13 protein-coding genes are annotated in these 14,717 nt (G+C 71.3%); 6 read left to right on the top strand and 7 right to left on the bottom strand.

Features of this window, described 5'->3' with window-relative positions:
• Positions 1 to 8 precede the first annotated feature (8 nt).
• The gene (locus tag C2865_RS36895) at positions 9 to 1,724 is read left to right on the top strand and encodes a GMC family oxidoreductase N-terminal domain-containing protein (protein WP_106403416.1); all 1,716 of its coding nucleotides are present in this window, start codon (positions 9 to 11) and stop codon (positions 1,722 to 1,724) included.
• Here the strand turns inward: C2865_RS36895 and glpD are convergent.
• From glpD to guaB, 3 genes are all read right to left on the bottom strand, one after another.
• A complete protein-coding gene (gene glpD, locus C2865_RS36890; RefSeq protein ID WP_106403415.1) occupies positions 1,717 to 3,459 on the bottom strand; it encodes a glycerol-3-phosphate dehydrogenase in 1,743 nt (580 codons plus the stop codon). The genes C2865_RS36895 and glpD overlap by 8 nt on opposite strands.
• Before the next feature lie 219 nt (positions 3,460 to 3,678).
• Entirely contained in the window at positions 3,679 to 4,794 is a 1,116-nt protein-coding gene (locus C2865_RS36885; RefSeq protein WP_232836019.1) for a GuaB3 family IMP dehydrogenase-related protein, read from the bottom strand.
• Between the two features lie 44 nt (positions 4,795 to 4,838).
• A complete protein-coding gene (gene guaB / locus C2865_RS36880; protein WP_106403413.1) occupies positions 4,839 to 6,335 on the bottom strand; it encodes an IMP dehydrogenase in 1,497 nt (498 codons plus the stop codon).
• A 108-nt stretch (positions 6,336 to 6,443) separates the two neighbouring features.
• Here guaB and C2865_RS36875 point away from each other — a divergent pair, with 108 nt between their 5' ends.
• Positions 6,444 to 6,839: a DUF5319 domain-containing protein gene (locus C2865_RS36875; RefSeq protein WP_106403412.1), complete on the top strand. Its 396-nt coding sequence runs from the start codon at positions 6,444 to 6,446 to the stop codon at positions 6,837 to 6,839.
• Here C2865_RS36875 and C2865_RS36870 read toward each other — a convergent pair.
• The 4 genes from C2865_RS36870 to groES all read right to left on the bottom strand — a co-directional run bounded on the left by C2865_RS36870 (position 6,782) and on the right by groES (position 10,077).
• The gene (locus C2865_RS36870; protein WP_106403411.1) at positions 6,782 to 7,231 is read right to left on the bottom strand and encodes a hypothetical protein; all 450 of its coding nucleotides are present in this window, start codon (positions 7,229 to 7,231) and stop codon (positions 6,782 to 6,784) included. The genes C2865_RS36875 and C2865_RS36870 overlap by 58 nt on opposite strands.
• A complete protein-coding gene (locus tag C2865_RS36865; protein WP_232836033.1) occupies positions 7,228 to 7,824 on the bottom strand; it encodes a sigma-70 family RNA polymerase sigma factor in 597 nt (198 codons plus the stop codon). The genes C2865_RS36870 and C2865_RS36865 overlap by 4 nt, the downstream gene beginning before the upstream one ends.
• A gap of 193 nt (positions 7,825 to 8,017) precedes the next feature.
• On the bottom strand, positions 8,018 to 9,643 hold the full coding sequence (gene groL / locus C2865_RS36860; RefSeq protein ID WP_106403410.1) for a chaperonin GroEL: 1,626 nt from the start codon (positions 9,641 to 9,643) through the stop codon (positions 8,018 to 8,020).
• 125 nt (positions 9,644 to 9,768) lie between these two features.
• Entirely contained in the window at positions 9,769 to 10,077 is a 309-nt protein-coding gene (groES, locus tag C2865_RS36855) for a co-chaperone GroES (protein ID WP_106403409.1), read from the bottom strand.
• Positions 10,078 to 10,267: 190 nt separating this feature from the next.
• Here groES and C2865_RS36850 point away from each other — a divergent pair, with 190 nt between their 5' ends.
• The 4 genes from C2865_RS36850 (at position 10,268) to C2865_RS36835 (ending at position 14,529) form a co-directional block, all read left to right on the top strand.
• Complete coding sequence (locus C2865_RS36850; protein ID WP_106403408.1) at positions 10,268 to 11,473, top strand: class I SAM-dependent methyltransferase; 1,206 nt, start codon at positions 10,268 to 10,270, stop codon at positions 11,471 to 11,473.
• Between the two features lie 93 nt (positions 11,474 to 11,566).
• Entirely contained in the window at positions 11,567 to 11,797 is a 231-nt protein-coding gene (locus C2865_RS36845; protein WP_157964069.1) for a TFIIB-type zinc ribbon-containing protein, read from the top strand.
• Positions 11,798 to 11,960: 163 nt separating this feature from the next.
• Positions 11,961 to 13,451 (top strand): coiled-coil domain-containing protein, encoded by a 1,491-nt coding sequence (locus C2865_RS36840; RefSeq protein ID WP_157964068.1) that lies wholly within the window; start codon positions 11,961 to 11,963, stop codon positions 13,449 to 13,451.
• A 139-nt stretch (positions 13,452 to 13,590) separates the two neighbouring features.
• The gene (locus C2865_RS36835) at positions 13,591 to 14,529 is read left to right on the top strand and encodes an aminoglycoside phosphotransferase family protein (RefSeq protein ID WP_232836018.1); all 939 of its coding nucleotides are present in this window, start codon (positions 13,591 to 13,593) and stop codon (positions 14,527 to 14,529) included.
• Positions 14,530 to 14,717: the final 188 nt, after the last annotated feature.

Raw genomic sequence — 14,717 nt, 5'->3', positions numbered from 1 at the left:
CGGCCCCCATGAACTACGACGTTCTCGTCATCGGCTCGGGGTTCGGCGGCAGCGTCACCGCGCTGCGCCTCACCGAGAAGGGCTACAAGGTCGGCGTCATCGAGGCGGGCCGCCGCTTCGACACCCGCGGCGAGGACACCGTCCACCGGCCGCTGCCCAAGACCAGCTGGCGCCTGTCCTCCTACGTGTGGGCGCCCGCGCTGGGGCTCACCGGCATCCAGCGCCTCCACCTGGTGCGCGGCAGGAAGGGCGGCATGGTCACCGTGCTGGCCGGCGCCGGGGTGGGCGGCGGCTCGCTGGTGTACGCCAACACGCTGTACGTCCCGCCGAAGCCGTTCTTCCAGGACCGGCAGTGGGCGCACATCACCGACTGGGAGGCCGAGCTCTCCCCCTACTACGACCAGGCCAAGCGCATGCTGGGCGTCGTGCAGAACCCGGCGATGACGCCCGCCGACAGGGTCATCAAGCGGGTCGCCGAGCGCATGGGCAAGGCCGACACCTTCCGGCTGACGCCCGTGGGCGTCTTCTTCGGCAAGCACGGCGGAGCCGAGCACGAGGACCCGTACTTCGGCGGCCAGGGCCCCGGGCGCAAGGGCTGCACGCAGTGCGGCGAGTGCATGACGGGCTGCCGCCACGGCGCCAAGAACATGCTCACCGAGAACTACCTCTACCTGGCGGAGAAGGCCGGGGCGCGCATCATGCCGCTGTCCCGGGTCACGGACGTGCGGCCGGTCGAGGGCGGGTACGCCGTCGACATCGTCCGCACCGGGTCCTTCGGACGCAATCGCAGGACGCTCACCGCCGAGCAGGTCGTCTTCTCCGCCGGCACGTACGGCACGCAGAAGCTGCTGCACAAGCTCAAGGCGAAGAAGTCGCTCCCGCACATCTCCGACAACCTCGGGGTGCTGACCCGCACCAACTCCGAGGCGATCCTGGGTGCGGAGCGGTTCTCGGCCGAGGGCGAGGACTACTCCAAGGGCGTGGCCATCACCTCGTCGTTCCACCCGGACGAGCAGACCCACATCGAACCCGTCCGGTACGGCCACGGCTCCAACCTGATGGGCATGGTGCGCTCCCTGCTCATCGACGGCGGCGGCAGGCCCCGCTGGCTGAAGTTCCTCGGCGAGGTCGCCGCCCGCCCGTGGGACCTGGCCCGGCTGCCCAACCTGCGCCGCTGGTCGCAGCGCACGGTCATCGCCCTGGTCATGCAGACCCGCGACAACTCCCTCACCGTCGAGGGCAAGAAGGGCCTGTTCGGCTGGGACCTCCGGGCCCGGCCCGGCCACGGCGAGCCCAACCCGACCTGGATCCCCGTCGGCCACGAGGCCGTGCGGATGATGGCCGAGGAGACCGGCGGCATGCCCGGCGGCAGCTGGGGCGACCTGTTCGACATCCCGCTGACCGCGCACTTCATCGGCGGCTGCGTGATCGGCGACTCCCCGCAGACCGGCGTCATCGACCCCTACCACCGCCTGTACGGCCACCGCGGCCTGCACGTGGTGGACGGCTCGACGATCTCGGCGAACCTGGGCGTCAACCCGTCCCTGACCATCACCGCCCAGGCCGAGCGCGCCATGGCCTTGTGGCCCAACCGCGGCGAGCCCGACGCCCGCCCGGCCCAGCACGAGCCCTACCGCAGGCTCTCCCCCGTCGTCCCGAAGAACCCCGTGGTCCCCGCCACGGCCCCGGCCGCCTACCGGCTGCCGATCGTCGACGTCACCTGACCGGCTCGCCCGCCGCGCCGGTGGTGGGCACGAGGTCCGGGACGCCGCGGCGCAGCGCGTCGGCCTCCTGGTCGTTCTCCGACGTCTGGGAGGCCCGCTCGGCGTGCACCCGCTGGGCGTAGTGCTCCAGCTCCCGTTCGGTCTCCTCCTTGGTCCAGCCGAGGATCGGGGCGACCAGGGCCGCGGCCTCCTCGGCGGCGCCCAGGCCGCGGTCCCAGGTCTCGAAGGAGATCCGGGTGCGCCGCGACAGGATGTCGTTGAGATGCCGCGCGCCCTCGTGGGTGGCGGCGTAGACGACCTCGGCGCGCAGGTAGTCGTCGGCCCCGGCCAGCGGGGCGGCCAGGTCGGGGCGTTCGGCGACCAGCTCCAGCAGGTCCTCGATGAGGGTGCCGTACCGGTGCAGGAGGTGCTCGATGCGCGCCACGTGCAGGCCGGAAGAGGCGGCCAGCCGACGCCGGGAGTTCCACAGCGCCTGGTAGCCCGATCCCCCCACCAGCGTGACGCGGTCGGTGCAGGAGGGCGCGACGCGGCCGTCCAGCCCGTGCGCGACGGCGTCCACGGCGTCCTTGGCCATCACCCGGTACGTCGTGTACTTGCCTCCGGCGATCATCACCAGGCCGGGCACGGGGTGGGCCACGACGTGCTCGCGGGAGAGCTTGGACGTCTCCTCCGACTCCCCCGACAGCAGCGGGCGCAGCCCCGCGTAGACGCCCTCCACGTCGTCGGGGGTGAGCGGGACGTTGAGGAAGGCGTTCACGTGTTCGAGCAGGTAGTCGATGTCGGCCTTGGACGCGGCGGGGTGCGCCTTGTCGAACGTCCAGGTGGTGTCGGTCGTCCCGACGATCCAGTGCCGGCCCCACGGGATGACGAACAGGACGGACTTCTCGGTGCGGATGATGATCCCCGAGGCGCTGTGGATCCTGTCCCGCGGCACCACCAGGTGGATGCCCTTGGACGCCTTGACGTGGATCCGGCCGCGGCCGCCGACGAGGTGCTGGATGTCGTCGGTCCACACCCCGGTGGCGTTGACCACCTGCCGCGCCCTGACCTCGAGCTCCCGGCCGCCCTCCAGGTCGCGGACGCGCACCCCGGTGACCCGCTCGCCCTCGCGGAGGAAGCCCACGCACTCGGTGCGGGAGGCGATCTCCGTCCCGTACGCGGCGGCGGTCCGCAGCGCCGTCATCACGTAGCGCGCGTCGTCGACCTGCGCGTCCCAGTACTGCACCGCCCCGGTGAACGACGTCCTGCGCAGGGAGGGCGCCACCTTCAGCGCCTGGCGGCGGCTCAGGTGCCGGTGCGCGGGCACGCCCCGCGCCGCCCGCATCGAGAACGAGAGCGTGTCGTACAGCGCCACGCCGGCCCCGATGTAGAAGCGCTCCCAGGCCCGGTGGGTCAGCGGGAAGAGGAACGGCACGGGCCGCACCAGGTGCGGCGCGATCACCTGGAGCAGCAGGCCCCGTTCGGTGAGCGCCTCGCGCACCAGGTCGAAGTTGTACTGCTCCAGGTAGCGCAGCCCGCCGTGGATCAGTTTGGAGGAGCGCGAGGAGGTGCCCGAGGCGAAGTCCCTGGCCTCCACGAGCGCGACCTTCAGGCCGCGGGTGGCGGCGTCGAGGGCCACCCCGGCGCCGGTGATGCCGCCGCCGACCACGACGACGTCGAACTCCTCGGCGGCCATCCGCTCCAGCGCGGTCTCGCGCTCCTGCGGCCCCAGCCTCGAGCTGCCCAGTCCGATCATGCCGTTCCCCCGCTCAGGTTCCCGCGGTCTGTCCCTTCCCATGCCGGAAGGGCGCGCAACCCCGCCACTGCCCATCATTACCGATCGGTAACCAAAAGTCCCGCAACGTGCGGGGAACAGGTGCGGTCGGACCGCCCGGCACGTGCCTGCGGGCGTCCGTCCGCCGGCGGCGGGCCTCGGGCGGGGCGGCGTCCGGGACGCCCCCGCCCGCGGGCCGTGCTACCTGTCCTCGACGACCACCTGGACGCGCTGGAAGTCCTTCACCTCGGTGTAGCCGGAGGTCGCCATCGCCCGCCGCAGGGCGCCGATGAGGTTCATCGAGCCGTCCGCCACGTGCGAGGGGCCGAACAGGATCTGCTCCAGGGTGCCGATCGTGCCCAGCGACAACCGCGTGCCGCGCGGCACGTCGCCGTGGTGGGCCTCGCTGCCCCAGTGGTGGCCGCGGCCCGGCGCCTCGGCCGCCCGTGCGATCGGCGAGCCGATCATCACCGCGTCCGCGCCGCAGGCGATGGCCGTGGCGATGTGGCCGGACGAGCGCATGCCGCCGTCGGCGATCACGTGCACGTACCGGCCGCCGGACTCGTCCATGTAGTCGCGGCGGGCCGCCGCGACGTCCGCCACCGCGGTCGCCATGGGGACCGCCACGCCCAGCACGTCGCGGGTGGTGTGGGCCGAGCCGCCGCCGAAGCCGACCAGCACGCCCGCCGCGCCGGTGCGCATCAGGTGCAGGGCCGCCTGGTAGGTGGCGCAGCCGCCGACGATCACCGGCACGTCCAGCTCGTAGATGAACTGCTTGAGGTTCAGCGGCTCGGCGCGGCCCGAGACGTGCTCGGCCGAGACCGTGGTGCCGCGGATGACGAAGAGATCGACCCCGGCGTCCACGACCGCCTTGGAGTAGCGGGCGGTGCGCTGCGGCGACAGGGAGGCCGCCACGGTGACCCCTGCCTCCCGGATCTCCGCGATCCGCCGCCCGATCAGCTCCTCCTTGATCGGCTCCTGGTAGACCTCCTGGAGCCGCCGGGTGGCCTGCTCGTCGGGCAGGTCCGCGATCTCGGCCAGCAGCGGCTCGGGGTCGTCGTAGCGGGTCCACAGGCCCTCGAGGTCGAGCACCCCCAGACCGCCCAGCCGGCCGACCGCGATCGCCGTGGCCGGGCTGACCACGCTGTCCATCGGCGCGACCAGCAGCGGGATCTCGAACCGGTAGGCGTCGATCTGCCAGGCGACGCTGACCTCCTCGGGGTCGCGCGTCCGGCGCGAGGGGACGATGCCGATCTCGTCGAAGGCATACGCCCGGCGCCCGCTCTTGCCGCGTCCGATCTCAACCTCAGCTGCCACCATCAGACCCTTCTGCAACCCTGTGGGTAACGAACCAAGAGAGTCTATCGACCCTGGTAGTTCGGGGCCTCCACGGTCATCTGGATGTCGTGCGGGTGGCTCTCCTTCAGGCCCGCCGAGGTGATCTGCATCATGCGGCCGCCCTCCTGGAGCTCGCCGATGGTGCGGCTGCCGGTGTACCACATGGCCTGCTGCAGGCCGCCGACCAGCTGGTGGGCCACCGCGGCCAGCGGGCCGCGGTAGGGCACCTGCCCCTCGACGCCCTCGGGGATCAGCTTCTCCTCGCTGTTCACGTCGCCCTGGGCGTAGCGGTCCTTGGAGTAGGAGCGGCCGCGCTCGCGGTTGCGCATCGCGCCCAGCGAGCCCATGCCGCGGTAGGTCTTGTACTGCTTGCCGTGCACGAAGACCAGGTCGCCGGGCGACTCCTCGACGCCGGCCAGCAGGGAGCCCAGCATCACGGTCGAGGCGCCGGCCGCGATGGCCTTGCCGATGTCGCCGGAGTACTGCAGGCCGCCGTCGCCGATCACCGGCACGCCGGCGGGGGTGCACGCGCGGGCGGCCTCGTGGATCGCGGTGATCTGCGGCACGCCGACGCCCGCGACCACCCGGGTGGTGCAGATGGAGCCGGGGCCGACGCCGACCTTGACCGCGTCCGCGCCGGCGTCCACCAGCGCCTTGGCACCGGCGTAGGTGGCCACGTTGCCGCCGATCACCTGCACCCGGGAGTTGGCCTTGACCTTGGCGACGGTGTCGACGACGCCCTTGGAGTGGCCGTGCGCGGTGTCCACGATGATTGCGTCCACCCCGGCCTCGATCAGCGCCTGGGCCCGCCGCACCGCGTCCTCGCCGACGCCCACCGCGGCGGCCACGATCAGGCGGCCCTCGGCGTCCTTGGTGGCGTTGGGGTAGCGCTCGGTCTTGGCGAAGTCCTTGACGGTGATCAGGCCGCGCAGCCTGCCCTCGTCGTCGATCAGCGGCAGCTTCTCGATCTTGTTCTTGGCCAGCAGCGCGAACGCCTCCTCGCGGGAGACGTCCTCAGGCGCGGTGACCAGCGGCATCGGGGTCATGACCTCGCGCACCGGTCGGGACATGTCGGTCTCGAAGCGGGTGTCGCGGTTGGTCACGATGCCCAGCAGCACCCCGCGCTCGTCGGTGACCGGCACGCCGGAGATGCGGTACCTCGCGCACAGCTCCTCGACGTCGGCGAGGGTGGCGAACGGCGTGCAGGTCACCGGGTTGGTGATCATGCCGGCCTCGGAGCGCTTGACCGTGTCGACGTACTGGGCCTGGTCCTCGATGGACAGGTTGCGGTGCAGTACTCCGATGCCGCCCTGGCGGGCCATGGCGATGGCCATGCGGTCCTCGGTGACGGTGTCCATCGCCGCCGAGACCAGGGGTATCCGCAGGGTGATACCTCTGGACAGCCGGGTCGTGGTGTCCGCCTCACCCGGCTGGAGGTCGGAGTACCCCGGCAGGAGGAGCACGTCGTCGAAGGTCAGGCCCACGGGGGCGAACTTTCCGGTCTCCGCTGCGGAGTTCATCGCTGGGCCTTCCTCCAGGGGTTGCGGGCTTTGCACACCATGGTAGGGGTAACACCCGGAAGGACCTGCGACTTCCCGCCATCACGCCCGGCGCAGTAGTTTGGAGTCGTGCACGACGAAACTCCGCTCGACCCGTTCGCAGGCGACCCGGACGACCCGGCCGCCGCCCTCGGCGAGCTCGAAGAGATCGCTCCGCTGAGCCCGGCGGAGCGCGAGGACGTGCTCGCCGACCTCACCGACCTGGAGGTCTTCCGCACCCTGCTGGAGCCGCTCGGTGTGCGCGGTCTCACAGTGGAGTGCGAGGACTGCGGCAAGACCCACTACATCGACTGGGAGCTGCTGAGAGGCAACCTGCGCCACCTCCTGGAGGAGGGGCAGCCCCGGGTGCACGAGCCGGCCCTCAACCCCGACCCGGTCGACTACGTCACCTGGGAGTACGCCAGGGGCTACGTCGACGGGGTGATCGACAGCGAGGAGGGCCGGGAGTCCGGCGGGCGCTCCTGACCCCGCTCCGGCGGGGCGGGGCCGCCCTTGACCCCGGCGCCGGCGCTGTGGCCCGACTGGGGACCGCCGTCCGGCTTCCAGCCGGCCGCGACCCCGCCCGTCGCCAGCACCGCCGAGGCCACGCCGACGGCGACCGCCGCCCGCACGCCCAGGGAGCCTCCGCTGCGCCGGGACGCGCCCGGCGCGCACAGGGGCTCCCACGCCTCCGGCGCCACGCGGGGCGCCTCCTCCGCGGCGTCCACGTCCTCCAGCAGGCTCAGCAGCAGCCGCACGGCGGCGTCCTGCTCGCCCGCGGGGTCGGACCTGCGCTCGGCGAGCCGGTCGAACAGGGCGTCGACGGCGCGCAGGGACCGGAGATCAACGGGCTCGCCGTCCCCGGATCCCGTGGTCACCGACTCGACTCCTCCATCGCCACCGCCATCGCACGCAGGCGCGCCAGCGCCCGGTGCTGCGCCACCCGGACGGCGCCCGCGGTCATGCCGAGCACATTACCCGTCTCCTCCGCCGACAGCCCCGCGACCACCCGCAGCAGCACCAGCTCGCGCTGCTGGCCGGGCAGCCGGTGCAGCAGGTCCCTGGCCTGTTCGGCCTCCAGGTACCGCACGACGGTCTCCTCCGGGCCGGGCCGCTCGTCCGGCCCGTCGGGCAGGTCCTCGGTCGGCACCGCGGTGCGGACGGCGCTGCGCAGCGCGTCCGCGATCTTGTGCGCCGCGATGCCGAACACGAACGAGGCGAACGGGCGCCCCATGTCGCGATATCTCGGCAACGCCGAGAGAACCGCGATGCACACTTCCTGCGCCACATCGTCCGCGGCGTGATATTGCCCCGAAACCCGGCCGAGCCGGGCCCGGCAATAACGCACCACCATCGGCCGCACCCGCCCGATGAGCACCTCGGTGGCCCCGGCATCCCCCTGTACCGCGAGACTCGCCAGTTCCCGCAGGTCAGGCTCGCTTTCCCCACTTCGGGACTGGCGCGGCACCAGAAGGTGAGCGCTCTCGGTCCCGGCGATCGCAGCCTCCGTCACATAGAGCACTATGCCCAGGGAAATGATTCATGTCTTCACCGGTGACGACAACAGAATGGTCACATTGCCGGGCCGTGTCCGTTGAAACCATGTTTTGAATACAGAAAACCCCCATGGAAACCGGGTTCCATGGGGGTCCTCCGTCAGCGGGTCAGTGCCCGTGGCCGTGCCCGTGGCCGTGGCCGCCCGCGGCGGGGGCCTCCTCCTCGGGCTTCTCCACGACCAGCGCCTCGGTGGTCAGCAGCATGCCGGCGATCGACGCGGCGTTGGTGACGGCCGAACGGGTCACCTTGACCGGGTCGATGACGCCCTGCGCCTTGAGGTCGCCGTACTCGCCGGTCGCGGCGTTGTAGCCGTGGCCGGTCGGCAGCGCCTGGATCTTGGAGACGACGACGTAGCCCTCCTGGCCGGCGTTCTCGGCGATCCAGCGGGCCGGCTCGACCAGCGAGCGGCGCAGCGCCTCGGCGCCGGTGGCCTCGTCGCCGGTCAGGCCCAGGCCCTCGAACTCCTCCTTGGCCACGTGGGCCAGGGCCGAGCCGCCGCCGGAGACGATGCCCTCCTCGATCGCGGCGCGGGTGGCCGAGATCGCGTCCTCCAGGCGGTGCTTCTTCTCCTTGAGCTCCACCTCGGTGGCCGCGCCGACGCGCAGCACGCAGACGCCGCCGGCCAGCTTGGCCAGCCGCTCCTGCAGCTTCTCGCGGTCCCAGTCGGAGTCGCTGTTGTCGATCTCGACCTTGATCTGGCGGACCCGGTCGGAGATCGCCTGCGCGTCGCCCAGGCCGTCCACGATGGTGGTGGCGTCCTTGGTGACGGTGATGCGGCGGGCGGAGCCCAGCACCTCCAGGCCGACGCTGTCGAGCTTGAGGCCGATGGCCTCGGAGACGACCTGGCCGCCGGTCAGCGTGGCGATGTCGCCCAGCATGGCCTTGCGGCGGTCGCCGAAGCCCGGCGCCTTGACCGCGACGGACAGGAAGGTGCCGCGGATCTTGTTGGCGACCAGCAGGGCCAGCGCCTCGCCCTCGACGTCCTCGGCGATGACCAGCAGCGCCTTCTTGCTCTGCGCGACCTTCTCGGCCAGCGGCAGGAACTCGTTGACGCTGGAGATCTTGCCCTCGACGACGAGCACGTAGGCGTCGTCCAGGACGGCCTCCATGCGCTCGGGGTCGGTCACCATGTGCGGCGACAGGTAGCCCTTGTCGAACTGCAGGCCCTCGGTGAACTCCAGCTCCAGGCCGAAGGTGTTGCTCTCCTCGACGGTGATGACGCCGTCCTTGCCCACCTTGTCGAACGCCTCGGCGATCAGCTCGCCGATCTTGGCGTCCTGGGCGGAGATGGTGCCCACGTGCGCGATGGAGGCCTTGTCGTCCACCTCGGTGGCCGACTTCAGCAGCAGGTCGGAGACGTGCTTGGCGGCCACGTCGATGCCGCGCTTGAGGCTCAGCGGCGAGGCGCCGGCGGCCACGTTGCGCAGGCCCTCGCGGACCAGCGCCTGGGCCAGCACGGTCGCGGTGGTGGTGCCGTCGCCGGCGATGTCGTTGGTCTTGGTGGCGACCTCCTTGACGAGCTGGGCGCCCAGGTTCTCGTAGGGGTCCTCCAGCTCGACCTCACGGGCGATGGTCACGCCGTCGTTCGTGATGGTGGGGGCGCCGAACTTCTTGTCGATGACGACGTTGCGGCCACGCGGGCCGATCGTCACCTTGACGGCGTTGGCGAGCGCGTTGACGCCGCGCTCGAGGGCGCGGCGGGCGCCCTCGTCGAATTCCAGGATCTTGGCCATGGCGACTGTTCCTCGTCATTCCTCGGGTCGGAAGACTCCGCCCCGGCCGCCCAGGGGGCCGCCGGGGCGGAGCGAAAACCGATCGGCGCGCCCGCCGCGCTCAGTGCGGCGGGGCGCCGCCGTGACTACTTCTCGACGACCGCGAGGACGTCGCGGGCGGAGAGCACGAGGTACTCCTCGCCGCTGTACTTCACCTCGGTGCCGCCGTACTTGGAGTACAGGACGACGTCGCCGACGGCCACGTCCATGGGGACGCGGGCGCCCTTGTCGTCGACCCGGCCGGGGCCCACGGCCACGACGGTGCCCTCCTGGGGCTTCTCCTTGGCGGTGTCCGGGATGACCAGGCCGGAGGCGGTGGTGGTCTCTGCCTCGAGGGGCTGGACCACGATGCGGTCCTCGAGCGGCTTGAGAACAACCTTGGTGGCGGTCGACATGTCGAACCTCCCCTTCGATTGTGAAGTGTGCGTGTCTGCTTTAAGGAGGCGACCTCGACCGGCCTGTCGTCGCGGGTGCCAGACCGGGCTCGTCGCATTGGCACTCTCACCAGGAGAGTGCCAGTCGTGAGATTATTCCGTGCCTCCCGGACAGTCAACCGGACTCCCCTCAAGCCTCTACCTTGGGTTTATGGAGATCGCCGATTTCGAGGCCCTGCTCACGCCCGCCGGGCGGGAGGCGCTGGACGCCGCGGCGGCGTCGGACGTCTCGGAGCGGGCCCTGCTGGCGACCGCCTCGCGCCTGCGCTCCCGGTACCCGGCGGAGCTGGTCGGCGCGGCCCTCGGCCAGGTGCGGCTGCGCGCCAGGGCCGCCGCCAAGTTCGGCCCGGACGCGGCGCGCATGTACTTCACGCCGCAGGGCCTGGAGCAGTCCACCAGGGCCTCGGTCGCCGCCCACCGGGCCGCCCGGTTCGCCGAGTTCACCGGGGGCGCGGGGGCGGTGCTGGAGCTGTGCTGCGGCGTCGGCGCCGATCTCGTCTTCCGCGCCCGCGCCGGGGTCGAGGGGACGGGCGTGGACCGCGACCCGCTGACCGTCGCGGTCGCCTCGGCCAACCTGGCGGCCTTCGGCGTCGACGGGCTCGCCCGCGCCCGGGTCGGCGACGCGCTCGACCAGGACCCCGCGGGCTTCGCGGCGGTCTTCGCCGACCCCGGGCGGCGGACGGCGCGCGGCCGCGTGTTCGACCCCAGGGCCTACGAGCCGCCGCTGGACGCGCTGCTCGAAATCGCCTCCCGCGCCCCGGCGGGCTGCGTCAAGGTCGCGCCCGGCATCCCCCACGAGGCCGTCCCCGAGGGCGCGTGCGCCGAGTGGATCTCCGACGAGGGCGAGGTCAAGGAGGCCGCGATCTGGCTGGGCGGCCTCGCGCGGGGGCCCGCGCGCAGGGCCACCCTGCTCCGGGGCGGCCTGACGCACACCCTGGACCCCGATCCCGCGCCGTCCACGCCCCCCGTGCGCCCCTGGGGCCGCTACCTGTACGAGCCGGACGGCGCCGTCATCCGCGCCCACCTCGTCGGCGAGGCCGCGGCGCTGGTCGAGGGCGGCCTGGCCGACCCCCGGATCGCCTACATCACCTCGGACGTGCTGAAGGAGACGCCCTTCACCGCCGCCTACGAGGTCCACGAGGTGATCCCGTTCTCGGTCAAGCGCCTCAAGGCCGCGCTGCGCGCCCACGGCGTCGGTGTGCTGACGCTCAAGAAACGCGGGTTCGCCGCCGACCTCGACCGGCTGCACCGCGACCTCCGCCCGGCCTGCGCGTCCGGTTCGGCCGCCGGCACCGTGGTCCTCACCCGCGTGGGCGACTCCCCCGTCGCCCTTCTGTGCGCCAAACCCAAACGCTGACGCCGAGCTCACCAGGATCGGGCAAACAATGCAGCCATTCCGGCATTGCCGTTACTAGTGTGGGTGAAACAGCAGCCTGACGGGGGGTCGGCGTTGACCGAGGCGATCTTGTTCTGCCCGAAATGCCGTGCTGAAATGACGAGCTACCAGCACGGTGAAATCACCATTGCCCAGTGCGGGTTCTGCAGAGGGGTGTTCGTCACCGAGCAGAGCCTCTTCCGGCTGCTCGACACCAGCGTTTTCGATCTTGAATATCCGCTGGTCGCGCCGCAGTACAACGGGCATTTCTCGGCTCCGTACGAGGGCCGCCACCGCCGGGACTGATCGGACCATCGCCCCAGGGCGCGCAATTTCCATGATTCTCTGAAACTCTCTGCGTTAACCGGCGCGACTCAGCATTTCCATGATCAAGCACTAAAGTATGGTCTTCCAAATCACTGCGCGCCCCGGCGGAATTTCCCGGGGCGGGCACAAGAAGGGGCAACCGGTGGAAACGAATCACAACTTCCTGCAGACGGGGGGTCAGCCGGTCTCGGACCGGATGCGGGAGTTGCTCGCCAGGGCGGCGCAGGACCATGTGTACGAGTCGCGTTCACAAGGTCAGGTCCTGGACGAGATCCGCCAGCGGCTCGAGGGCATGGAGTGGCTGCTGCGGGAGGTGCGGGAACGCGAGCTCGGCGGCCTGGCCGGCCAGCTCGACGGCGTACGGGGCAGGATGGACGAGCTCACCGGCCGGGCGCCGGAATGGGCCGAGGGGCTCGCCGAGCACATCGAGGCGGTCGGCGAGCGGGTCAAGCCGGTGGGCGAGCTGCCCGCCCTGTGGGCGGACGTCGGCGCCGTCGCCGAGAACGTGGACGAGAGCCTCTCCCGGCTCCAGGCCCTCATGGACACCACCCAGCACGCCTCCCAGCGCATGTCCGACATGACCAAGTGGCTGGACAAACTGCAGGGCAGCATGGAGGCGGCGTCCATCCGCTTCAACCGGCTCGACAAGTCCCTCGCCGAGCTCGGCCACCGCTCGGAGAAGCTCGAGCACACCATCACCGGCATCACCGGCCGGGTCGAGCGCTCCCTCGGCGATCTGGCCGAGCGCACCGACCAGGGGCTGTCCGCGCTCGGCGGCCGCGTCGAGGGCCTGACCGGCCGGCTGGACGGGATCGACGGGCGCCTCGAAGGCCTCTCCGGCAAGATCGACGGCTTCGACAGCCGGTTCGACGCGCTCGGCGAGCGGGTGGGCCAGCTCCCCGCCGCGCTGGAGATCAAGGAGGTCCACCGCAGGCTGGCCGAGCTGGCCCAGCGCCCCGCCCCCGACTACGAGGAGCGCTTCGACGAGCTGGAGCGCCAGATCAGCACGGTCACCGACCCGCTCATCGTGGAGCTGCGCTCCCGCCCCGACCGGGGCGAGGTCGAGGACACCATCACCAAGATCGTCGACGCCGCCCACCACGACCTGGCCCGCCGCCTGGACGACACCACCCGTACCGTCCAGGAGGAGGTCAAGCGCCGGGTCGACGGCATACAGGACGACCTGATGCGCCGGGTCGACGACGCCATGCAAGGCGTCGGCAAGCAGGTCGGAAGCGTCCGTGAGGACTTCAACAAACGTTTCGACGGCGCCCACGACGACGTCGCACGCCGCTTCGAGAGCGTCCGCGACGACATCTCCAAGCGTTTCGACGACATCCACGACGACGTCGCCAAACGTGTCGAGAACGTCTTCGACGAGGTCATCAAGCGCTCCGACGCCGTGCACGACGAGGTCTCCAAGCGTTCCGACGCGGTGCACGAAGAGGTCGCCAAGCGCTCGGAGTACGTGCAGACGGAACTCGGAAAGCGCGTCGACAGCGTCCAGGAGGACGTCAGCAAGAAGGTGTCGGCCGTGCACCAGGACGTCCTCAAGCGCCTCGCCACCCTCGAAGAGACGATGCTCGCCCTCGCCGAGGCCCTCCTCCGCCCCCGCCGGGACGGCAAGGAGTAACGGAACCCACCGGACGTGGCCTTGCGGCGGCTGTGCGCACTCAGCGCGCCGTAAGGCCACGTGCGCGACCGGTGAAGTGTTACGTTCGGTCTTCGCAAAATCACTCCTCTGCCCGTTCTCCATCCGTTTACATGGACCCGTGACCACCGCCAACGCCTCTCTGGACGCTCAGATCCCCAGGGCACTTCCCCTTGGCAGGCCGCCCGGCGACGCGACGCTGCGCTGGGTCTGCGAGTGCCTGGGCCCCGGCAGCGCGGTGCAGTCCATCCGGCCCATCACCGGCGGGACGAGCCACACCAACCACGCCCTGCTCGTCGAGACCCGCTCCGGCACCGTGCACCGGCTGGTGCTGCGCCGCTGGACCGACTGGGACTCCGACTTCCCGCCCGAACGCGAGATAGCCGCCCTGGCCCTGCTGGCCGGCTGCGAGATCCCCACCCCCCAGCTCATCGCCGCCGACCCCTCCGGAGGCCGCTGTGACGCCCCTGCGCTGCTCATCACCCGGCTGCCGGGTCACCAGCCGCGGCCCATGCCCGAGGACCTCTCCGAGTACCTCATCCAGCTCGCCGCGGCGCTGGTGACCCTGCACGACGTCAAGGGCGGCACCACGATGCCGCCCTACACGCCCCACAACCGGCTGCAGATCCGCCAGCCGCCCTTCCACGCCCGCAACCCCGGGATCTGGGACAAGGCCCTGGAGGTCGCCACAGACCCCCAGCCGGAGTTCACCCCGCACTTCATCCACCGCGACTACCACCCCGACAACTCGTTGTGGGCCTGCGGGAGGCTGTGCGGGATCGTCGACTGGGACCGTGCCTCCTACGGGCCCATCGGCGTCGACGTCGCCCACATGCGCTGCAGCCTCCTGCTGCGGTACGGACACGAGGCCGCCGACGCGTTCGGCGCCGCCTTCGAGCAGGTGCGCGGCAACTACGACCACCACCCGTACTGGGACCTGCGGTGCGTGGTCGACCTGCTGCCCGCGGAGGAACACGGACGGCTCCTGGCGCCGGCCGGGATCGAACGCCTCGAAAGCCTCCTCGAGAAGTGCCTGACCGAACTGGGCGTCCTGCACTGACGTCCCCGCGGCCCGGAGGACACCGCTCCTCCGGGCCGCTCCCAGCAGCCGCACCCGGCCCGGGAAACGACGAGAAAACACTCCTGGAAATGCGGAAAGGCCCCGGACGATGTCCGGGGCCTTTCCTGATGTTGATTGCGGCGGTGACCTACTCTCCCACACAGTCTCCCGTGCAGTACCATCGGCGC

It is taken from the genome of Actinocorallia populi, from assembly GCF_002995495.1.
GTDB classification, from domain to species: Bacteria; Actinomycetota; Actinomycetes; order Streptosporangiales; family Streptosporangiaceae; genus Actinocorallia; species Actinocorallia populi.
Note: the sequence above shows the minus strand (reverse complement) of the source record. Positions and strands in the feature narration are given on the sequence as shown.